This is a genomic window from Bacillus sp. NEAU-CP5 (assembly GCF_026420705.1).
Lineage (GTDB): Bacteria > Bacillota > Bacilli > Bacillales > Bacillaceae > Bacillus > Bacillus velezensis.
On record NZ_JAPMOV010000001.1, the window covers coordinates 583,913 to 604,505 of the forward strand.

The window sequence follows — 20,593 nt, forward strand, 5'->3', positions numbered from 1 at the left end:
TTCATTCCCGGCGGAAACCCCCAAAAATCGTGGTTTTTCTCAGAAACTTTAAATGTAGAATCAATTAAATCAGGATAGGGATTGGGTGAAAACATGTTTCAATCAACTGAGATCGGAATCGACTTAGGAACCGCTAATATACTTGTTTACAGTAAAAATAAAGGAATTATTTTAAACGAGCCTTCCGTTGTCGCTGTAGATACAACAACGAAAGCGGTGCTTGCCATCGGAACGGATGCCAAAAACATGATCGGAAAGACGCCGGGGAAAATCGTCGCCGTACGGCCGATGAAAGACGGTGTCATTGCTGATTATGATATGACAACTGACTTATTAAAACACATTATGAAAAAAGCCGGAAAAAAAATCGGAATGACCTTCCGCAAACCGAATGTCGTCGTCTGCACGCCTTCAGGTTCAACAGCCGTTGAACGCCGCGCCATCAGTGACGCTGTCAAAAACTGCGGAGCGAAAAACGTTCACTTGATTGAAGAACCCGTAGCCGCTGCAATCGGAGCCGACCTCCCTGTTGACGAGCCGGTCGCAAACGTCGTCGTAGATATCGGAGGCGGTACGACTGAAGTCGCCATCATCTCATTCGGGGGCGTCGTATCCTGCCATTCGATCAGAATCGGCGGCGACCAGCTTGATGAAGATATCGCCTCGTTCGTCAGAAAAAAATACAACCTGCTGATCGGGGAACGTACGGCAGAACAAGTGAAAATGGAAATCGGCTTTGCATTGATCGAACATGTGCCGGAAACGATGGAAATCCGCGGGCGTGACCTTGTAACCGGTCTGCCGAAGACAATCAGACTGCAGTCTAATGAAATTCAGCAGGCGATGCGTGAATCGCTCCTGCATATTCTTGAAGCGATCAGAGCGACACTTGAAGATTGTCCGCCGGAGCTCAGCGGTGATATCGTTGACCGCGGCGTCGTGTTAACCGGCGGAGGCTCCCTTTTAAACGGGATGAAAGAATGGCTGACAGATGAAATCGTCGTTCCCGTTCATTTGGCGGCAAATCCGCTTGAATCAGTGGCTATCGGCACGGGGCGTTCATTAGACGTCATCGACAAGCTGCAAAAAGCAATTAAATAATAAGATTGTGCTTCTTTTTTCTCCAGCCGGCTCATATTGTGAGAACTGGAGAAACATTAAGGAGGAAGCATATGCTTAGAGATGTGGGAAGACGCGTAGCAGTAGCCGTCATTTTAAGCGGAATTATTTTGGGGGGGATGAGCATTTCACTGGCCAATATGCCCCATTCTCCGGCCGGCGGTACCGTAAAACTGAATCACCCGTAAAGACGCAGCAAAAGCTGTGTCTTTTGCGTTTGTACTCCTTTCTTTCCTTTATGAGGCGATATTTGATATGATGAGAAAAACCGATGAGGAGGAATGAACGATGAGTTCGTTTACTGAAAAGTTACATACATATGCTCAGCTGGCGGTAGAAGTCGGCGTCAATGTCCAAAAAGGACAGCATGTCGTAATCAATGCCTCAACTGATGTCCGGGAACTTGTCAGACTGCTTGCCAAACATTCTTATGAAAAAGGCGCAAAAAACGTCACCGTAAATTGGCAGGACGATGAACTGTCCAGATTAAAATACGAGATGGCACCTTTTGAAGCGTTTGAAGAGTATCCTGAATGGGAAGCAAAAGGCAAAGAAGAGCTCGCGAAAAAAGGGGCTGCGTTTATTTCTGTCGTCTCATCCGACCCCGACCTGTTAAAAGGCACTGACGGCAAACGGATTGCAGCGTTCCAAAAAGCCGCCGGAAAAGCATTGCATACATACAGACAATATATTCAATCAGATAAGGTCAGCTGGACGGTGATCGGAGCCGCTTCAACAGGCTGGGCGAAAAAAGTGTTCCCGGATCAGCCGGAAGAAACAGCCGTTCAGCTTTTATGGGAAGAAATTTTCAAAACGACCCGCGTAAATGAAGAAAACCCTGTGGAAGCATGGAAAAAACATGATCAAAACCTTCATGAAAAAGTGGAACACTTAAACAAAAAACATTACAGCGCCCTGCATTATCAGGCTGAAGGAACAGACTTAACCATTGAACTGCCGAAAAAACATGTATGGGCAGGCGCGGGAAGCGTGAATGAGAGCGGGCACGAATTCATGGCCAACATGCCGACAGAAGAGGTTTTCACCCTTCCGCAGCGTGACGGGGTGAACGGCATGGTTTCCAGCACGAAACCGCTGAGCTACGGCGGCAACATTATTGATAACTTCACTCTTACCTTTGAAAACGGCCGCATTGTCGATGTGAAAGCTGAAAAAGGCGAGGAGATTTTAAAAGGCATCGTCGAAACCGATGAAGGCTCACACTATCTCGGAGAAGTGGCCTTAGTGCCGTACGATTCACCGATTTCACAATCAAATATTTTATTTTACAACACACTGTACGATGAAAACGCCTCTAACCACTTGGCGATCGGCAGTGCGTATGCCTTTAATATTGAGGGCGGTAAACAAATGACACGGGAAGAGCTTGTCAAAGAGGGCTTAAATGAAAGCATTACACACGTAGATTTTATGGTCGGTTCCAAAGATATGAATATCGACGGCATTACGGCGGACGGCAAAAGAGAACCGATCTTCAGAAACGGAAACTGGGCATTTTAATAAAAAAAAAGGAGGCGATTAGGCCTCCTTTTTTTATTTCGCTTCATACATTTGCAAGTTGGCGCAGACGGTTTCCAAAACAGGTGTATCAACTGACAAGCCTTTCGCTTTCTCAAGCAAAAATCCGTGTAAATGATCACCTTCCGTCACCCTGCCCTTTTCCATATCTCTCAGCATCGACGATTTCATATGGTAAGACATGCTTGTCAATGTGCGATAACTCTCTTCTTCCAGACCAGGATCTTTCGGGATGCCGGCAGCCTTGAAAATGGCTCCGATTTCAGCAAAGAGGCGCTTTGCCGTTTTGCGGCCGCCTTCTGTTTCTAAAATCGGTCCGACCGGCTGTTGAAACAGAGTGGTCACTCCCGCCTGCGCGGCAATAAACATATATTTTTTCCAAATGTCCTTTTCAATATCCCGGCTGATGATGACATCCGCTTTCACACCTGCAAATGCGTTTTCCAGCTCATTCATACGTTCCGTGCGTTCCCCGTTCCATTCACCGAAAACAAAGCGGTGAGCAGCGCTCGTATGAAGAATGTCCCCTTTGTCGTTAAGGGCGCTCTCAATAAAGCAGAGGCCGCCCAGCACCTGCCGTTTTGAAAAAGCTTCAAACAGCTGGTTATAGTGCCTGTATCCGTTTAAAAAAGGAATAATGACCGACGAAGGTTTGACAAACGGTTTGACATCCCGAATGACGTCCTGCAAAGAATACGCTTTTGAAGCGATGATAACCGCGTCAAATGCTCCTTCTTCGCCCGCCATCATTAATTTCGGCTTGATTGAAACATCACCTTTTGCACTTTTGACGGTCAAACCCGTTTCTTGTAATTGTTCCGCCCGTTTCTTGCGGACGAGAAACGTAACGTCATTTCCCTTTTCTGCAAGACGCGCGCCGATATATCCGCCCACTCCTCCAGCTCCGACAATTAAAAACTTCATGATGCATTCCTCCGTCTCTTTTCAAATATGTATTTCATTTATTGTAACGGGAAGTCAGAAGATTGAAAACTTTTTTCATAAATAAAAAAGCAGAGTCTCCCCCTGCTTCTTTATTACGCGTATAGCTCTTCAAGCTTTTTCTGTACATCCGCGTTTTCAAGAAATTCGTCATAAGACATTTGTTTGTCAACAATGCCTTTAGGCGTTAATTCAATGATGCGGTTGGCAATTGTCTGTACAAACTGATGGTCATGAGATGAAAACAGCATAGCGCCTTTAAAGCTGATTAAGCCGTTGTTAAGCGCCGTAATGGATTCCAAATCTAAGTGGTTGGTCGGTTCATCCAGAATTAAGATATTCGCGCCGGAAAGCATCGCTTTTGAAAGCATGCAGCGCACTTTTTCTCCTCCGGAAAGGACGTTTGATTTTTTGTTGACTTCTTCTCCTGAGAACAGCATGCGTCCTAAGAAACCGCGCAGAAAGCTTTCACTTTGGTCATGCGGCGAGTATTGGCGGAGCCAGTCAACAAGGTTTGCATCGCTGCCGTCAAAATATTCGCTGTTGTCTTTAGGGAAGTACGCCTGAGAAGTGGTCACGCCCCATTTAAATGTGCCGCTGTCTGCTTCCATTTCCCCGGAAATGATTTTAAACAATGTTGTAACGGCAAGTTCGTTGCGGCCCGTAAAAGCGATTTTATCTTCTCTGTTCATAATAAAGCTGACGTTATCAAGCACCTTAACCCCGTCAATCGTTTTTGTTAAGCCTTCAACCCGCAGCACGTCATTTCCGATCTCGCGTTCCGGCGTGAAATTGACATAAGGATAACGGCGTGATGACGGTTTGATATCATCAAGCGTGATTTTATCAAGGAGTTTCTTTCTTGATGTCGCCTGCTTTGATTTAGAGGCGTTGGCGCTGAATCTGGCCACGAACTCCTGAAGCTGTTTAATCTGCTCTTCTTTTTTCTTGTTGGCTTCCTGAGAAAGCTTTAAAGCAAGCTGGCTGGATTCATACCAGAAATCATAGTTGCCGACGTACACTTGAATTTTATTAAAATCAAGATCGGCGATGTGCGTGCACACTTTATTTAAAAAGTGACGGTCATGGGATACGACGATGACTGTGTTCTCAAAGTTGATTAAAAACTCTTCCAGCCACTGAATCGCTTTCAGATCCAAGTGGTTGGTCGGTTCATCAAGCAGCAGAACGTCCGGCTTGCCGAACAGCGCCTGTGCCAAAAGCACTTTCACCTTTTCTGAACCGCCTAAGTCCGCCATTTTCTTCGTATGCAGGTCTTCAGAGATGCCGAGACCCTTTAACAAAATAGCGGCTTCACTTTCAGCTTCCCATCCGTTTAATTCCGCAAACTCTCCTTCAAGCTCAGCGGCGCGGATGCCGTCTTCATCTGAAAAATCAGGCTTCATATAAATCGCGTCTTTTTCCTGCATGACTTCGTATAAACGTTTATGTCCCATAATGACGACTTTCAGTACTTCGAACTCTTCATATTCAAAGTGGTTCTGCTTCAGAATGGCAAGACGTTCGCCCGGGCTCATATGGACATCGCCGGTCTGCGGCTCCAGCTCACCGGATAAAATTTTCAAGAATGTTGATTTTCCGGCACCGTTTGCGCCTATTAATCCGTAGCAATTGCCCGGCGTAAATTTAATATTGACATCTTCAAATAACTTGCGATCCGCAAAACGCAAGCTCACATTATTTACAGCAATCATTTATAATCCTCCATCGTGTCTAACATCAATAAAAGTATACCATGAATAAAGGGGAAGAGAAATGTTTCCCTGCGAATATAAGGGTTTTGAAAAGACGCAAGCGCCAAACCCGAAGCCCTGTGATACAATAGATATATATACATATTCATCACGGAGGAACAAGTTGAAGCTTTTAACACTCACAGAATACTGTCTTATGATTTTCTTCACCGGGGTTTTTCTGGCCGTCACAGGCTTTACGGCCCGTGACATCGGCTTGTACGTCGGAATCGCCCTCATTTATACGTTTTCGCATCTCTTTTCAAAACGGATGCTTGAAAAACGCGGCAAAGAGAAGAAGCAGGTGAACCTTTTTTTCAGCGTTCTGGCCATTGTCGGATCAGTGCTGGCCACGGTATTGTTCATCGCCGTCGCCGCCTCGTTTGCCAAATAAAAAACGCCTGCTGTCCAAATCGGGCAGCGCGGCGTTTTTATTTTGTCTGACGCATATCATGAAACGGGAAGAACACAAACTTCGAGGTGCCGACGATCCGGTTTTCGGCAATTAAACCGAGTCCGTTCCGGCTGTCCATTGAGTTCAGCCGATTGTCGCCCATGACGAAGTATTTGCCTTTCGGAACCTTTACGGGGCCGAAATCTCCCGTCAGGTTGACTCCCAGTTTTTTCGCTTCTTTTTTATTGCTCGCGAGGTACGGTTCTGCGATTTTTTTGCCGTTTATATAAAGCGTGTCATTTTTCATTTCCACCGTTTCTCCCGGTTTTCCGATGAGCCGCTTTACATAATGGACTTTCGATGTATCGCCGTTAATAATGACGATGTCCCCCCGCTCGATTTCTCCGATATAATTGACGCTTTTGTTGACAAACAGCCTTTCACCGTCATGTAATGTCGGGTACATTGATGATCCTTCCACTAAGTACGGTTCAAACAGGAAATGGCGGATTAACAGCGCAAGTGCAACCGCTATAATGATGGCCTTTCCCCATTCCCAATACGTGTTGGATTTTCTTTTTACCGATTTTTCAGAAGTAGGTTTTTGTTCTTCAGTCAACGTGGTTCCTCCTAGACGATCACTGTTACGGTTTCATGTACTATCTTTACTTTATCACAACTCATCACAAAATACATAACGCTTCTATGCGCATATGATTGAAAAAAGCGCCCGTAAAGGACGCTTTTTGCTTATTTCTCTACAACCGGTTTTTTGACGATTCCCAAGATAACCGCCGTTACAACCGCTCCGATCACGATGCTCATTAAGTAAAGCAGCGGATGGTTCGTAATGAATGCAACGAATATTCCTCCGTGCGGTGCAGGAAGCGTTACCCGGAAAAACTCTGTCAGTCCGCCCGCTACCGCAGAACCGACAACGGCTGCAGGGATGACGCGAAGCGGATCAGCCGCTGCAAACGGGATGGCGCCTTCTGTAACGAAAGCTGCTCCCATGAAGTAGCACGTAATACCGGCTTCACGGTCACGTTTAGAGAATTTGTGTTTAAAGAATGTTGTCGCCAGTGCGATTCCAAGCGGCGGAGCCATTCCGCCCGCCATGATGGCCGCATGCGGCGCATAGTTTCCGGCCCCGATCATCGCGATACCGAAAGTGAACGCCGCTTTATTGAGCGGGCCGCCCATGTCGATAGCCATCATACCGCCTAAAATAATACCCATTAAGACAAGGTTTCCAGTTCCAAGGCTTTCAAGCCAATTTGTTAAGAAATTCATAAACGCTGCGACAGGTGTGTTTATGACAAACTGCATCAGGACACCGGTGATAAAAATACCGAGCAGCGGATAAATCAGTACAGGTTTTAATCCGTCAAGAGTCTGGGGAATAAAGACAAACAGCTTTTTCAAAAGGACTACGACATAACCGGCTAAGAATCCGGCAATCAGTCCGCCCAAGAATCCGGCATTCGCCTGCGTAGCCATAAATCCGCCGACCATACCCGGCGCAAATCCCGGACGGTCCGCAATACTCATTGCGATAAATCCGGCAAGAACTGCAACAATCAGTTTTAACGCATTATCGCCGCCGATAAAGTTCAGCGCTGCGGCAAACGTGTTGTATGTCGGGTCTTTCGGATCAGCTGAATGAATTCCCCAGAAGAATGAAATCGCAACGAGAATTCCGCCGCCGACGACAAATGGCAGCATGTTGCTGACACCGCTCATTAAGTGTTTATAGAAAGTACTTCCGATACTTGTGCCTGATTTCTGTTTCGGGCCGTCTTCATCTGAAGCGGAAGATCCTCCGCCGCTGCCCTCGTAAATCGGCGCATCTTGGTTAACGGCTTTTTCAATCAGTTCCTGAGGACGTCTGATACCGGCCGTCACAGGCACTTGAAGAACATGTTTGCCTTTAAAGCGTTCCATTTCAACCTGTTTATCAGCCGCCACGATGATCGCAGGCGCGTCTTCAATTTCTTGAGCCGTCAGCTTATGTTTGATACCGCTTGAGCCGTTTGTCTCTACTTTAATGTCAACGCCGAGCTCTTTCGCTTTTTCCTTCAGTGCGTCAGCTGCCATGAACGTATGGGCGATACCTGTCGGACATGCCGTAACGGCAAGGATTTTGCCTTTTCCTGACGGCGCTGCCTGTTCTTCCTGCTCTTCTTCTTCCTCATCGTCATCTTTGTCATGCTGATTGATGATGTCAATGATCGCATCTTCTGATTCAGCTTCAAGAAGCTGTTTGCGGATCTCCTCACGCATGAGAAGCGTTGAAAGTCTTGATAATGCCTCAAGGTGCGTATTATTCGCTCCTTCGGTTGCCGCAATCATAAAGACCAGGTGTGCCGGCTGACCGTCTAATGATTCATAATCCACACCATCTTTTGAACGGCCGAATGCGATGGCCGGGTTAATGACGCTCGCCGTCTTCGCATGAGGAATGGCAATGCCTTCGCCGATTCCCGTTGAGCTTTGGCTTTCACGATTTAAAATGGCTGCTTTGTAAGCCTCTCTGTCATTTAATCTGCCGGCTTTGTCAAGCACTGTCACCATTTCATCGATAACGTTTTCTTTCTCTTTGCTTTCTATATTGAGATGAATTGTATCTCTTGTTAACAGCTCAGTTATCTTCACTTTTCTTTCCTCCTCTATAGACGTGTGACTTTAACTTCAGGAAGAAGCTGCTGTACAAACTCTTCAGTTCCGAGTTCTTCAGAAAATGCCGTCGCGCTTCCGGAAGCAACTCCTAAACGGAACGCATCTTCCAAAGGCAGCTGTTTTGAAATTCCCGCAAGGAATCCCGCGACGACGGAATCACCCGCGCCTACCGAATTGACAAGCTTTCCTTTAGGAACATTGGCGAGGAAAACCGCCTCTTTCGTAAATAAAAGCGCACCGTCGCCAGCCATCGAAACAATCGCGTGTTCAGCGCCTTGTTCAATCAATTTTTTACCGTAAGGAACGGCAGCTTCGGCTGAATCAATGACTGTATTGAACATTTCCCCAAGCTCATGATGATTCGGCTTCATCAAAAACGGTTTCATTTCTGTCGCTTTCATCAGCGCTTCACCGGAGATGTCCACCACTACCCGGGCATTCTGCTTTCTGCATGCCTCAGCAATTTTTTCATACGTGTTATGCGGCAGGGAAGATGGGATGCTTCCCGCTAAAACGACGATGTCTCCCTCTTCCAGAGCGGAGAACTGTTCTAAAAAGGTATTGAACACTTCGTCTGAAATCGTCGGGCCCTGTCCGTTAATTTCCGTTTCATCGCCCGTTTTCAGTTTTACATTTATACGCGTGTCTTCATCTACCTCAGAAAAAGCCGTTTCCAGACCTTCCTGCTGCAAAAATGACGTAATATAATTTCCGGTAAATCCGCCGACAAACCCCAATGCTTTTGACGGCACATGGTGTCTTTTCAGTAATCTCGAAACGTTGATGCCTTTTCCGCCGGGATACTTCGTGTCATAGCTGGAACGGTTTAAACCGCCTACGGCAAAATCTTCAACGTGAACGATATAGTCAACAGACGGATTGAGGGTTACAGTGTAAATCATGGTTTCACTACCTTTACGACAGTTTTTTCTTGGTAATTATCGAATGCAAGTTCTTCAGCTTCAGTGGTAATGATAGCTGCATCGCCCAAGGCGGCGAACGCTGCGAAAGAAATCTCGCCGAATTTAGAAGGATCGGCTAAAACATACGCGTTTTTCGCCTGTCTCACAGCCTTTGTCTTCAGAAGAGCCTCATCCGGATCGGGTGTTGTAAAGCCGGCTTCAATGTGCACGCCGTTCACCCCGAGGAAGCTTTTGTCAAAACGGTACTGGCTGACCGCCGTTAATGAGGCGCCGCCGATCATCGCACCTGTTCTATGCTTCACATATCCTCCGAGAAGATAAAAAGGAATCCCTTTCCTTATTAAAGCGTCGATATGCATAACTCCGTTTGTGACAACCACAATGTCCTTTGTATGATCTATAAAATCAATCATGTGCAATGTAGTTGTTCCCGCATCAAGATAAATACAGTCACCTTCTTCTAATAAAGATGCCGCTTCTTCTGCGATCTTCAGTTTATCTTGAAGGTTTTTGGAGGATTTTTCAAGCATATCGGGTTCTTGCCTGCTGTTGGAAAGTTTAGACGCCCCGCCGTGAACGCGCTTTAAAAATCCGCGCTCTTCGAGTGTTGATAAATCTCTTCTGATCGTTGATTCAGAAGCATTTGTCATGCTTATCAGCTCTTGAATCTTCACCACATCACGCTTTTCAATTTGATCAATAATCAGCTGATACCTTTCAGGAGTGAGCATATTCCGCCTCCTTTGGAAACGTATTCATTTCGGCTGCAAGATAATTGTAAACGCTTTTTTTACTTCTAGCAACTAAAATCACTCAAATTCATTCAATAACTATCAAAATCTTTCACATTTGTTCATATTAACGTATGTACATAGGGTTTGTAAACTGTAAATTCGACAAAAAGGGGGACAATTGTATGACATTTTCTTTTTATCATAAATGAAAAAAGTCTATTATATTCATTCAATCATTAAAACACAAAAAAACCCCATGCAGACTGCATGGGGTACAGGTTATTCATACCGTAACGCTTCAATCGGATCTAAGCGTGATGCTTTGTTGGCGGGCAGCATGCCGAAAATGACACCGATCAGCATACTGAACAGTACGCCGATACAAACCACCTGCCAAGAAACGAGCGACGGCCAGCCTGCGATAAGGGAAACGAGTGATGCTCCCCCGTAGCCGAGACCGATTCCGATTAAGCCGCCGATTAATGTAAGCACAACAGATTCAATTAAGAATTGTGTCAGAATCTGTCCTCTCGTGGCACCGAGCGATTTGCGGATGCCGATTTCTCTTGTCCGTTCCGTCACTGATACGAGCATAATATTCATGACCCCGATCCCGCCGACAATGAGAGAAATACCGGCGATCGAACCGATGATCGTCGTCATGACGGTCGTGACCTGACCGATTCCCGCCGCGATTTCTTCCATATTCATAACTTGATAGGCCTCTTTTGTACCGTGATTGTCATTTAAGAGACGAGCCGCTTCTTTTCCTGTTGATTTGATTTGATCAGCGGACTCCGTCTGAACGGAAACGTTGCTGTAGTCGTTAGTACCGAAAGACGTTTTCAGCATGTTGAACGGCACATACATTTCACTGAGTCCTAACGATAAAAAACCGCTCTCTTCTTTCAGTACGCCGATTACTTCTACGGGCTGTCCGCCGGCCCAGACGATTTTTCCGAGCGGAGACGTTTTCCCGAACAGCTTTTCAGCCATTTTTTTTGAGATGATTCCCGCTCTTTTCCCGGAAAGAAAATCATTGTCCGTAAATGCCCGTCCATCTTGAACGTCCAGCTTTTTTACGTCCATGTAGCCGCTGTTAATGCCGTTCAGCGTAATATCCGTGTCTTCTTCATGGTAACGGGCCGTCATGGATTTTACAGCGGAAGCGACAACCTGCTTTACGCCGTCCACTCCTTTTAATCCATTAATATCTTCTTCTGTGAAACTCGCTTCCTGTAAGGCGTTCGGATTGGCTGTTAATTCTTCATCACTCGGAAGGTAAAACAATTCAATCGTATTGCCCGGCCCGCTGATGGATTGCTTCAGCATTTGCTCTCCGCCTTGGCCGACAGCCACAACAACGATTACTGAACCGACGCCGATAATGATTCCGAGCATTGTCAGAATCGATCTCAGCTTGTGAGCTCTTACGGAACTGAGGGCCATCCGGAGATTTTCTGACAGGCTCATTCCCCCACTCTCCTCTGCTCAGCATCGCGGGAAACGATCATGCCGTCACGGACGAAAATCACTCTGTTTGTACAGTCCGCCACTTCAGGCTCATGAGTCACAAGCACCACGGTCACGCCCTCTGCATTAAGCTCTGTGAACTGCTCCATAATGGAAATGCTTGTTTTCGTATCCAGTGCGCCGGTCGGTTCATCAGCTAAAATGAGCTTCGGTTCGTTCACGATGGCTCTTGCAATCGCGACACGCTGCTTCTGGCCGCCTGACAGCTCATTCGGCATGTGACGCATCCGATCCGCCAAACCGACTTTTTCCAGTGCATACTCAGCCCGTTCCTCACGCTCTTTTTTGCCGATACCGGCGTAGATCATGGGGAGTTCGACATTTTTTCTTGCATTCAATCGCGGCAGCAGCTGAAACTGCTGAAAGACAAATCCGATTGATTTGTTCCGGACCGCCGCAAGCTCTTTTTCAGTGCATGAAGAAACATCTTCGCCCGCAAGCCTGTAACTGCCGGACGTCGGTCTGTCCAGACAGCCGATGATATTCATGATCGTAGATTTCCCCGATCCCGACGGTCCCATAATTGACACATATTCTCCTTCTTCAATCGTCAAGTCGATTGAACGAAGAACATCAAACGTCTCCTTGCCGATCTGATAGCTTTTTTTCACCTTTGAAAGCTGAATCATCTATGCTTTCACATCCGTTCCGTCAGTCAAATCGTCAGCCGGATTCAGAATGACTTTATCATCCTTTGAAAGCCCCTCTTTTATCTCCGTAAGCTGATTTGCGGTATCGCCGACTTTAACTTTCACGCGTTTGGCCTTCCCGTCTTTTACCGTAAAGACCCAGTGCTCATCTCCGTCTTTTTTGACTGCGGAGGACGGCAGCGTATCGGCTTTCCGTTTGTCTGTTTCAATGTTCATAATTAATTTAAACCCCGGCTTGCCCTCCGGAAGGTTTCCGATCAGCTTAACCTGGAACGGATACTGCACGGCCTGTTCCGTACTTTCCCCGGAAGCAGCGCTTGACTTTTGATCAGGAACGAGGCCGACAGCCGTCACTCTCCCTTTCCACGTTTTACCTGGAATGGCGTCTGAGGTAATTGTAACGCTTTGTCCCTTTTTCACTTTCAGCGTGTCGTATTCGGACAAATTGCCGGCAACGATCAGGTGTTCCGGGTCTCCTATATGTATAACCGGTTCTTGAATATCCGATTTTTTAGAAGCCGCTTCTTGATTTACCGAGATAACCGTCCCGTCCATCTCACTCTTAACATTGAGATTCGCCACTTGATTTTCAAGAGACTGCTTTTGCAAATCAGATTGCTTTAATTCGATTTCCGCCGTTTTTTGCTGAAGCTGCAGATCAGTCCGTTCGGTTTCAATTTGTTTTTTGGCTTCCGCTTCTCCCACTTGTTTTGCCAGATCTTGTTCCTTGCTGTTTAATGCTCTGAGTTTTTCTTCAACTTGTTCGATTTGCATACGTTTTGATTGTTCTGTCAACTCATTTTGTTCCTTATCAAGATTGAGCTGCTCATTTGTATACGTGACTAACGACGACCCTTTTTTTACTTTGTCGCCTTCTTTTACTTTCACTTTATCAAGAGTTCCTTTATCCGCTTCATAAAAAACATACTGTTCTTTAGAGAATTTAAGTGTTCCCGGAACCATAACCGTAGATGAGATTTCTCTGTTTTCCATGGTTCCGGTTTCGATTTTTTTCCCGGCGCTGCCGCCCGCGGGAGCGGCAGACTTATAAATATTGATACCGATGAATACTGCAACAATTACGGCGATGCCGATTCCAATCCAAATTTTTTTCATGTTATACACCTGCTGTCACTGAACTTAACAGTCCTCCGACTGCCGAAACCAAAAGCATAATAACAAACAGGACAATCGCGGAAGTCCAGGCCGCTTTTTTCGAAATGCCGCCTGTATAGCGAAGTCCCAAAGCGAGCAGAATATAGCTCCAAATGCTGAAAATGTCGAACGCGCTTAAAAAGACCGCGACGCCGTCTCCGGCCGGTATGACACTCGCCAAAGATGTAACGGCATACAGTGAGCCCGCACCGGTAAAATAAGTAACAAGACCGTTAATAACTAAGCCGATATTGGTAATAAATGCCGTAAATAGGCTGAGTGAGAGCATTTTTTTGTAAGTTGTCACGCCGCCTGAAATTTTGACGCACAGCCAATAAATGAGCGGAACGATAAACAGAGCGATAATGCCCCCGAAGATTCCTCCGAACATCGAGCCGAATTTAGCAATGGTTTTGGTCATTTCAATCTGATCATCCGACAACCCGTCAAGAGATGAGTTGTTCAGCACTTCTTCATAATTCATCCCAAGCCCGCGCAAAATACTGCCGGCCGCGATGAGAATGATGACAATCAGGAGAGGAATGCCGATGACCGGCTTCTCTTTTAATCTTTTAAACTGCACAACAGGACTTGTAATGACGCCGAAAATTGACGGCTTTTCCGTTACTGCCGTATTGCTTTTTTCCAGGTTTGGTTCCATATTGCTGATGCCTCCTATGTATTATTCTGTTTATACGTACGCTTTAGGCTGAGAGAAGTTTCAATTTTTTTGCCGTTTGCGTATTTATGCTAAATTGTAACACAAATTCTCAGCTTTACGTTCCATAATTATGTAAAAAAAAAGCATTGTCAGCCCGGTATGACGGGAGGCTCAAAGCCTTGTAAGGGTACTGTCTTCAGCCTATTCATGTAATCAAAACCGCCTCAACCACAAATCCCTTTAAATCCCATTTAGATGTTCTCTGGAATTCAGCTTCTATATACAAAAAGCCGGATGGCAATGATGCACATCCGGCTCTTTTTTCACCCTCCGCTTACAGGAGGGATAAAGGCAATGGTATCACCTTCTGTTACGATGCTGTTGTCTTTTACATATGTTTCATTGATTGCGATCATGGCATTGTCAATCGTCTGAAGGCCGTACCGTTCCTTTAGCAGCGTTTTTACAGCAGACGCCGCCGTCTCTTTTTCGTCAAGTTCAATGACCGGTGTTCCCGCCTGCTCCGCAAGCCCGGCAAACAATAATACTTTAATCATCGCGATTCCCCTTTATCCAAATCCGGTTTTCCGTTCGGATAGGGCGTTGTTTCCAGCTGATCGCCTATCCATTCTTCTCCGTCTTCCCAGATTTCTTTTTTCCATATCGGCACAATCTGTTTTATCCGTTCAATTGCATATTCATTCGCCTCATATGCCGCCTTTCTGTGCGGTGAAGACACGGCGATTACGACCGCTGCTTCTCCGATATCAAGGACGCCGACACGGTGAGTGATTGCAGCTTCGGCTCCTTCCCATTTCGCACTGATTTCATCGCCGATTTGAGAAAGCATTTGAACAGCCATCGGTTCATACGCTTCATATTCGAGCCGTACCGTCCGCCGCCCGGCAGTCCACTCTCTGACCGTGCCGATAAACGTTGTGATGGCGCCGGCTTCACGCTTTTCAACTTTTTTTACGATATTTTCCGCAATGATAGGTTCCCTTGTAATTTGAAAACGTTCCATTTAAGCAGATTCCCCTTTCAGCTGTGAAAGCACAAACATCATGGCAGCCGGATCGTCCGCATGGAATACGGGCATGCCTGCGTCTGCCGGCATATGTTCCGTATTTCTGCTGACAACTGCGATCACGCGCTCCAAATGCTTCAGCTTTTGCCAATCTTCGCTGTCTTTGATCATAATGATTTTCGGATGAGGCGCATGTTTAAATCCCTCTATGAGAAGACCGTCAATTCCCAGACATTCATACAGACTGATCAAACCCGCCAGATCCCATTTTTTTCGCGCCGTAAGCTGCAGGACGCCGTCCCCTTCCACTGCCGTAACCGCGGCTCCGGCTTTTGAAAAACGCTCCGAGTCTTTTCCGTCAGAAAAAGGCTCCGGTTCTCCGCCATGTCCGTGATGTTTTAAACATCCAATATCACACTCTTTCGGCGCCGCTTTCAGCACACGTTCAATAAACGTTGTTTTACCGCTGTTTTGAAAACCTACGATCTGGACGATCGGGAAAGAATTGACCACGGCCATTCACTTCCATTCTCATCACGGATGAGGAGCGCGTGAACCGTCCGGCCCGCTTCATACCCCCTCGTTCCTCCCGGCAGAAGGATAAACGCGTTTGCTTCGGCTAGAGATGTGACTGAGCTTGATTTGTCGAGACCGACCGGTGACGCCATCATCTTTCCGTCCTTATGATAAACAAATGCCCTCACAAATCTTGTAAACGGATTCGGTTTCGGAAAGTCGTTTGTTAACACGGCTTCCACCCATCCGGAATGAGGTTTTTCATTCAGAAGCCATGTCTGAATCATCGGTTTGACAAACAGGGTGAATCCGACATAACATGCGGACGGATTGCCTGAAAGGCCGAACAGCAGCATGTCATCGGCCCGGGCGACAGTTGTCACGCTCCCCGGGCGCATTGCCACTTTGTTAAAAAGAACTTCCGCTCCTAGCTTATTATAAATGTCTGGAAGAAAATCAAAATCGCCGACTGACACGCCGCCGGTCGTGATCAGGAAATCAACTTTTTTCATAGCTTCCTTCACCGCAGCATAGCTGTCATCAAAATCATCGGGAATTTTCCCTAAGTTCAGCGGTACCGCGCCCGCTTCAATGACCTGGGCATACACCATGGCTGCGTTGCTGTTGCGGATTTTCCCCGGCTCAAGCGGATCGCTGACATGAAGTAGCTCGGTTCCCGTTGCGATAATGCCGACAACCGGTTTTCTGACCACGGGAACGGAAGCATAGCCGAAGGTTGCTAAAAGAGCGGTTACGCCCGGCGTGATTTTCGTCCCTTTTTTTAATAGCGAGCTGCCTTTTTTCGCGTCTTCTCCTTGATATGAAATATTATCACCCGCATGAAAAGGGCGTTTCACTGACATGTAATTCGTCCCGTTTTCAGAAAACGTTTTTGTCAGCTCAAGCATCACTACGGCATCCGCACCTTTTGGAATCTGCGCCCCCGTCATAATGCGGACCGCTTCATAAGGCCCGAGTTCTTTTTCTGACACGGCGCCTGCTCCGATATGGTCAATGACTTCAAAGGTGACTGCATTGTCACGGGAAGCCGTTTTTGAATCGCTCGCCCTGATGGCAAACCCGTCATACGGGGAACGGTTAAAAGCCGGCACATCATGATCCGCCTTAACATCCTCCGCCAAATAGCGGTGGAGACTGTCCTCAAGCGCCACCCATTCGGTATCCCCCTGTTTTTTATACCGGCTCACCCGGCGGACTGCTTCGTCCACCTGAATCGGCGTTCTTTTTTCAAGCATAGCAATATCTCCCCTTCCTACAGTCCGATCACCCTGGCCAGAACTGAATTTGCTTCTTTTATATCGTTTGTACCGTGAATCAGAGCCCGTCCGTCCTGAAAAATAACGATTCTGAAGCGCTCATACGCCATGTGCAGCAGAAATTCATTTGCTTCCACTTTACCGATCTGCTTCAGACGTTTGACAAGCTCTTCTTTATCCAGCCTCTTTAAGGCTTCCGATCTGATTTGAACGGTGTCTCTTCCGCACAGCACGCTTGCTTTCGGCCTGTTTTCAGGCTGCAGATACGGATATACGGGCTCCGCGCCGCAGGAAGGGCAATGATCCCGTTTGATCTGATCCACATTTATGCTCATATTGGTGTTATTCCACACGTCAAACGTGAAAAAGCGCCGATTTACCGCCGCATGATTTCCTGTCAGCAATTTCAGCGCCTCAGCCTGCTGATAAGCGGAGACGATATGAACCGCCGGAGGTATGATGCCTGCTGTATCACATGTCGCTCCGCCCACGGGCATTTGCTCAAACAGGCAGGATAAACACGGCGTAACCCCCGGAATAATCGTCATGCACATTCCCTGACTGCTGACACAGGCACCGTAAATCCAAGGTGTTTTCGTTTTCAGCGCCAGATCATTGATGACCATCCTCGTTTCAAAATTATCTGTCGCATCCACGATGCAATCCGCTTGTTCGATCAGCGGTTCGAGCGTTTCCGCCGTACCTTCCGCCGCGTAAGCATCGATATGTATATCACTGTTTACCGCCAAAAGACGCGCCTTAGCCGCCATTGCTTTCGGCAGGCGCTGTCTCGCGTCTTCTTCTGTATACAGCTGCTGTCTTTGTAAATTGCTCCATTCCACATAATCCCGGTCAATAATCGCCATACGGCCCGCTCCGGCTCTTGCCAGGCCCTCTGCCGCGGCTGTTCCGAGGGCTCCGGCTCCGACAATCAGGACACTGCTGTCAGCCAGCGCCTGCTGCCCTTTTTCCCCTATCGGCTTAAATCTTGTCTGCCGCGAATAGCGCTCTTCCATCTGTGTTGTCCCCTTGCATTTTTATTTCCATCATACCATGTTTCTTCCCGATCAGTCTTGATTTGAAGACTCGACATGCGCCAAAAGTCTGGTGTAATCGTCCTGTGTGTTGATATTAGCGAACTCCTCCGGCCCGGCGTCGATGTCTTCAGCCTGCACATAACAGACAGACAGCCGTTTCAGCGTGTCTGTCATTTTCAGTGTGTTTTGTGTCAGCTGATCAAAAAGCACATCCTGCACCCGCTTATGATAAACCGCCAAGAGGGGCTGCTCTCTGTTTTCACAAACCGGTATGACAGCGTCCAGGTTTCCGGTCAGCTTCATTTCAAGCGCCGCCATCGTTTTTCTTGTCACGAGCGGCGTGTCACAGGATATGACCGTATATATTTCGCCTTCCGTTTGTTTCATTGCCGTATAGATGCCGGCAAGCGGGCCCATTCCCCGAAACCGCGGCTCATCGGCCAAAACATGCCGCTCCCTGTTTGATAAGAACTTTTTTATATGCTCAGGGCGGCTGATAATTACCGTTTCTCCGCCGCCGAAGGCTTTTTTCGCCTGTTCATAAAACATGCCGCCCTTCCACTTTGCAAAAGCTTTCGGTTCTCCGAATCTTCGGGAAGCTCCCCCCGCTAATATTACATTCACCCGTTTCATGTCATCTCTCTCCCATTCTATATAAAAGCATAGCAAACGCCTCAGCCGAAATACAATATTACGGTGCTTGTCTGTTTAATTAATAGGAATAGCCGTTGATCCTTTCCCATATTGTAGTGTTAACATCATGAGGGAGATGGTTCTTATGAAAATATCCGGTCCGTTTTTCCACGACACTTCTCAAGAGAACCTTTACTTGAAATCTGAACTTTCCAGATGCAGAAAATTAATTTCAGAATTTGAAGCAAGCTACTTCCATCAAAAAAATAATAAGCTTCAGGAGGAAAACGCCAATATTAAAGAGCGGCTTCACAAGCTTTCTGACGAATTGAAAGCCATGGCTCAAAAACACAAACAGACAAGTGACACGGAACGTTCTTTGCATGAAATCAGAGCCGGGCTGCTCGATAAAATCGTCATTCTGCAAGAACTGCTTCAGCAGGAAACGTTTCGGCGGAAAAATGAGATGGAAGAAAAGCACCGTCTGCATCTTACAAATGTAAAATTTGAAGAAGAAAATAAAAACTTACATACCCGCATCCGCTCACTTGAGACCGCCATTCAGACTGAACGGACTTCTCACGAAGATATGAAACAGCGTTATCATGCCGCTGCAGACGAAAATACCCGGCTCCAAACACAAATGATAGAAAAAGAATACCAGCTCAAACATATTAAAATAGAAATTAATCATATGAGAGATCGAATACTAGAAACAAAAGAACGGCTTGTAGAAATAGAAAAAACGAAAGAAAAGTTATTTCAAGAAACCATTCTTTCGTATAAACGGCAGCTGGACGAAAGTGATGCTTGGATTGCCGGCCATTTTGCTGATATTGACAGCCGCACGGCGGAACCGGCGGAACAAGCTCTGGAAATCCCTTCTATTTCCAAAGAGACTGTTCAGGCAGAAGACTTGCTTAAAGCCGTTACCGAACAAGTCATCTCCCTGCAAAAACAATTTGTACAATCAGAGTCCCGCGATCAGTCGTTTGATGAAAAACTGGATGCGTTGAAAGAACGTGCTGACGGCGAAAAGCCTTTCCAAAAATATGTCGTCAAGCTTGAAAAAAAGCCGGGAAAAGATGCGTCACTTCCGCAGAATAAGCGGGAAAACGCAAAAAAACTGCTTGAGTAACGCAAGCAGTTTTTACTGTTTTATTATTCAGCAGCCGTATCATTTGCCGTTTCTGCTGTTTCCTGAGAAATTTCTCCCTCAAGAATATATTGGCCGCGGTATGGTTTTTTCACTTCCGGATACATTTTAATTAAGCTTTGCATAAATGTTGTCATATTAGGAATTTCAAGGCCGCTTTCCTTTTCAATTTCCTTTTGCAGTTCGGAACTTTTGATCGCTGCATTGTGGCGTTTCAATGTTTTAATCGCTGCTTCGCGCAGTTTTGCCGCTTTTGATCCCGGTCTCGCCGTCCCTCTTCTTCTTCTTGTAGAACCGTCTGGAATGCCGGCGGGAAGAGACGTAATAGACTGCATCTGCGGCTGGGAGGATTGAGGCTGTGTCTGCGGCTTTTGATAGCTTCTCATTTCCTGTGCTGCAAGCTCTGCAAGCACCGGGAGAGAGTCACTTTTTTTCTCCGGACGAAACTCTTTTTTTGTATCGGACAGGCTGCCTGTATTGTCTAATTCTCTCAGTTTTGCATATATTTTATCACGTTCTATTTGATATTCACGAATGACTTTTACCTCTGCTTCGTTCAATTGTTCTAAACGTAAGCGCAGCGCTTCTCTTTCATTAAACATGTGTAAAACCCCCTGTCAAAAATTTAAACGCTTTTATTAAGATATTAGATTACAAAAGTAATTTTATCAACTATTATTTTATCATTTTACTATTTTATTTACTCTATGAAAAATTGCTTATTTTCTGAAAATGGTACTTTATATACAAAAATCCCTTATCATATAGGGGATTCTGGACAAAGTTCCAATTTATTCAACCATTTCAAAATATAACTTGAAATTACTTGTTTAATGAAAATTAGCGTAATATCTACAATTTTCG

At 46.3% G+C, this 20,593-nt stretch carries 22 protein-coding genes; 5 read left to right on the top strand and 17 right to left on the bottom strand.

What is annotated here, in order from left to right:
- The first annotated feature begins 93 nt into the window (after nt 1-93).
- From mreBH to OTK50_RS02205, 3 genes are all read left to right on the top strand, one after another.
- The gene (gene mreBH, locus OTK50_RS02195) at nt 94-1,101 is read left to right on the top strand and encodes a cell shape-determining protein MreBH (protein ID WP_038460721.1); all 1,008 of its coding nucleotides are present in this window, start codon (nt 94-96) and stop codon (nt 1,099-1,101) included.
- 71 nt (nt 1,102-1,172) lie between these two features.
- Entirely contained in the window at nt 1,173-1,307 is a 135-nt protein-coding gene (locus OTK50_RS02200; protein WP_013352107.1) for a protein YkpC, read from the top strand.
- 100 nt (nt 1,308-1,407) lie between these two features.
- Nucleotides 1,408-2,640: an aminopeptidase gene (locus OTK50_RS02205; protein WP_045207302.1), complete on the top strand. Its 1,233-nt coding sequence runs from the start codon at nt 1,408-1,410 to the stop codon at nt 2,638-2,640.
- Between the two features lie 33 nt (nt 2,641-2,673).
- Here OTK50_RS02205 and OTK50_RS02210 read toward each other — a convergent pair whose 3' ends face one another.
- Together OTK50_RS02210 and OTK50_RS02215 are read right to left on the bottom strand one after the other, a co-directional pair.
- The gene (locus OTK50_RS02210) at nt 2,674-3,582 is read right to left on the bottom strand and encodes a ketopantoate reductase family protein (RefSeq protein ID WP_032874760.1); all 909 of its coding nucleotides are present in this window, start codon (nt 3,580-3,582) and stop codon (nt 2,674-2,676) included.
- A gap of 113 nt (nt 3,583-3,695) precedes the next feature.
- On the bottom strand, nt 3,696-5,315 hold the full coding sequence (locus OTK50_RS02215; RefSeq protein WP_007611134.1) for an ABC-F family ATP-binding cassette domain-containing protein: 1,620 nt from the start codon (nt 5,313-5,315) through the stop codon (nt 3,696-3,698).
- Between the two features lie 163 nt (nt 5,316-5,478).
- On the opposite strand from OTK50_RS02215, the gene OTK50_RS02220 reads away from it, so the two are divergent.
- Entirely contained in the window at nt 5,479-5,748 is a 270-nt protein-coding gene (locus OTK50_RS02220; RefSeq protein WP_021493749.1) for a hypothetical protein, read from the top strand.
- A gap of 37 nt (nt 5,749-5,785) precedes the next feature.
- Here OTK50_RS02220 and sipT read toward each other — a convergent pair whose 3' ends face one another.
- The 14 genes from sipT to OTK50_RS02290 all read right to left on the bottom strand — a co-directional run bounded on the left by sipT (nt 5,786) and on the right by OTK50_RS02290 (nt 18,573).
- Entirely contained in the window at nt 5,786-6,367 is a 582-nt protein-coding gene (sipT, locus tag OTK50_RS02225) for a signal peptidase I sipT (RefSeq protein WP_003154568.1), read from the bottom strand.
- A gap of 131 nt (nt 6,368-6,498) precedes the next feature.
- Nucleotides 6,499-8,403, bottom strand: coding sequence for a PTS fructose transporter subunit IIABC (locus OTK50_RS02230; protein WP_095271792.1), 1,905 nt, complete (start codon nt 8,401-8,403; stop codon nt 6,499-6,501).
- 14 nt (nt 8,404-8,417) lie between these two features.
- On the bottom strand, nt 8,418-9,329 hold the full coding sequence (gene pfkB / locus OTK50_RS02235) for a 1-phosphofructokinase (RefSeq protein WP_045207294.1): 912 nt from the start codon (nt 9,327-9,329) through the stop codon (nt 8,418-8,420).
- On the bottom strand, nt 9,326-10,081 hold the full coding sequence (locus tag OTK50_RS02240) for a DeoR/GlpR family DNA-binding transcription regulator (protein WP_007611128.1): 756 nt from the start codon (nt 10,079-10,081) through the stop codon (nt 9,326-9,328). The genes pfkB and OTK50_RS02240 overlap by 4 nt, the downstream gene beginning before the upstream one ends.
- Before the next feature lie 282 nt (nt 10,082-10,363).
- On the bottom strand, nt 10,364-11,557 hold the full coding sequence (locus tag OTK50_RS02245) for an ABC transporter permease (RefSeq protein ID WP_239033832.1): 1,194 nt from the start codon (nt 11,555-11,557) through the stop codon (nt 10,364-10,366).
- Nucleotides 11,554-12,246 (bottom strand): ABC transporter ATP-binding protein, encoded by a 693-nt coding sequence (locus OTK50_RS02250; protein WP_007611126.1) that lies wholly within the window; start codon nt 12,244-12,246, stop codon nt 11,554-11,556. The genes OTK50_RS02245 and OTK50_RS02250 overlap by 4 nt, the downstream gene beginning before the upstream one ends.
- Nucleotides 12,247-13,383, bottom strand: coding sequence for an efflux RND transporter periplasmic adaptor subunit (locus OTK50_RS02255; RefSeq protein ID WP_044801358.1), 1,137 nt, complete (start codon nt 13,381-13,383; stop codon nt 12,247-12,249).
- A gap of 1 nt (nt 13,384) precedes the next feature.
- Nucleotides 13,385-14,083, bottom strand: coding sequence for a Yip1 family protein (locus OTK50_RS02260; RefSeq protein WP_239033833.1), 699 nt, complete (start codon nt 14,081-14,083; stop codon nt 13,385-13,387).
- 323 nt (nt 14,084-14,406) lie between these two features.
- Entirely contained in the window at nt 14,407-14,640 is a 234-nt protein-coding gene (gene moaD / locus OTK50_RS02265; RefSeq protein ID WP_007409633.1) for a molybdopterin converting factor subunit 1, read from the bottom strand.
- A complete protein-coding gene (locus OTK50_RS02270; protein ID WP_007611116.1) occupies nt 14,637-15,107 on the bottom strand; it encodes a molybdenum cofactor biosynthesis protein MoaE in 471 nt (156 codons plus the stop codon). The genes moaD and OTK50_RS02270 overlap by 4 nt, the downstream gene beginning before the upstream one ends.
- Nucleotides 15,108-15,629, bottom strand: coding sequence for a molybdopterin-guanine dinucleotide biosynthesis protein B (gene mobB, locus OTK50_RS02275; protein ID WP_007409631.1), 522 nt, complete (start codon nt 15,627-15,629; stop codon nt 15,108-15,110).
- Complete coding sequence (gene glp / locus OTK50_RS02280) at nt 15,590-16,882, bottom strand: gephyrin-like molybdotransferase Glp (protein WP_239033834.1); 1,293 nt, start codon at nt 16,880-16,882, stop codon at nt 15,590-15,592. The genes mobB and glp overlap by 40 nt, the downstream gene beginning before the upstream one ends.
- A gap of 17 nt (nt 16,883-16,899) precedes the next feature.
- Complete coding sequence (locus tag OTK50_RS02285; RefSeq protein ID WP_007611113.1) at nt 16,900-17,919, bottom strand: molybdopterin-synthase adenylyltransferase MoeB; 1,020 nt, start codon at nt 17,917-17,919, stop codon at nt 16,900-16,902.
- Between the two features lie 51 nt (nt 17,920-17,970).
- Entirely contained in the window at nt 17,971-18,573 is a 603-nt protein-coding gene (locus OTK50_RS02290; protein WP_239033835.1) for a molybdenum cofactor guanylyltransferase, read from the bottom strand.
- Nucleotides 18,574-18,718: 145 nt separating this feature from the next.
- Here OTK50_RS02290 and OTK50_RS02295 point away from each other — a divergent pair, with 145 nt between their 5' ends.
- Nucleotides 18,719-19,711 carry a sporulation protein gene (locus OTK50_RS02295; protein ID WP_130571043.1) on the top strand — a complete coding sequence of 331 codons (993 nt, stop codon included), beginning with the start codon at nt 18,719-18,721 and terminating at the stop codon, nt 19,709-19,711.
- A gap of 23 nt (nt 19,712-19,734) precedes the next feature.
- Here the strand turns inward: OTK50_RS02295 and rok are convergent, their stop codons facing one another.
- Nucleotides 19,735-20,331, bottom strand: coding sequence for a transcriptional regulator Rok (gene rok, locus OTK50_RS02300; protein WP_003154591.1), 597 nt, complete (start codon nt 20,329-20,331; stop codon nt 19,735-19,737).
- Nucleotides 20,332-20,593 lie beyond the last annotated feature (262 nt).

Coding starts and splice junctions, on each gene's coding strand:
- mreBH (WP_038460721.1), top strand. CDS start 94: ATGTTTCAATCAACTGAGATCGGAATCGACTTAGGAACCGCTAATATA.
- OTK50_RS02200 (WP_013352107.1), top strand. CDS start 1,173: ATGCTTAGAGATGTGGGAAGACGCGTAGCAGTAGCCGTCATTTTAAGC.
- OTK50_RS02205 (WP_045207302.1), top strand. CDS start 1,408: ATGAGTTCGTTTACTGAAAAGTTACATACATATGCTCAGCTGGCGGTA.
- OTK50_RS02210 (WP_032874760.1), bottom strand. CDS start 3,582: ATGAAGTTTTTAATTGTCGGAGCTGGAGGAGTGGGCGGATATATCGGC.
- OTK50_RS02215 (WP_007611134.1), bottom strand. CDS start 5,315: ATGATTGCTGTAAATAATGTGAGCTTGCGTTTTGCGGATCGCAAGTTA.
- pfkB (WP_045207294.1), bottom strand. CDS start 9,329: ATGATTTACACTGTAACCCTCAATCCGTCTGTTGACTATATCGTTCAC.
- OTK50_RS02240 (WP_007611128.1), bottom strand. CDS start 10,081: ATGCTCACTCCTGAAAGGTATCAGCTGATTATTGATCAAATTGAAAAG.
- OTK50_RS02245 (WP_239033832.1), bottom strand. CDS start 11,557: ATGAGCCTGTCAGAAAATCTCCGGATGGCCCTCAGTTCCGTAAGAGCT.
- OTK50_RS02250 (WP_007611126.1), bottom strand. CDS start 12,246: ATGATTCAGCTTTCAAAGGTGAAAAAAAGCTATCAGATCGGCAAGGAG.
- OTK50_RS02255 (WP_044801358.1), bottom strand. CDS start 13,383: ATGAAAAAAATTTGGATTGGAATCGGCATCGCCGTAATTGTTGCAGTA.
- OTK50_RS02260 (WP_239033833.1), bottom strand. CDS start 14,083: ATGGAACCAAACCTGGAAAAAAGCAATACGGCAGTAACGGAAAAGCCG.
- moaD (WP_007409633.1), bottom strand. CDS start 14,640: ATGATTAAAGTATTATTGTTTGCCGGGCTTGCGGAGCAGGCGGGAACA.
- OTK50_RS02270 (WP_007611116.1), bottom strand. CDS start 15,107: ATGGAACGTTTTCAAATTACAAGGGAACCTATCATTGCGGAAAATATC.
- mobB (WP_007409631.1), bottom strand. CDS start 15,629: ATGGCCGTGGTCAATTCTTTCCCGATCGTCCAGATCGTAGGTTTTCAA.
- glp (WP_239033834.1), bottom strand. CDS start 16,882: ATGCTTGAAAAAAGAACGCCGATTCAGGTGGACGAAGCAGTCCGCCGG.
- OTK50_RS02285 (WP_007611113.1), bottom strand. CDS start 17,919: ATGGAAGAGCGCTATTCGCGGCAGACAAGATTTAAGCCGATAGGGGAA.
- OTK50_RS02290 (WP_239033835.1), bottom strand. CDS start 18,573: ATGAAACGGGTGAATGTAATATTAGCGGGGGGAGCTTCCCGAAGATTC.
- OTK50_RS02295 (WP_130571043.1), top strand. CDS start 18,719: ATGAAAATATCCGGTCCGTTTTTCCACGACACTTCTCAAGAGAACCTT.
- rok (WP_003154591.1), bottom strand. CDS start 20,331: ATGTTTAATGAAAGAGAAGCGCTGCGCTTACGTTTAGAACAATTGAAC.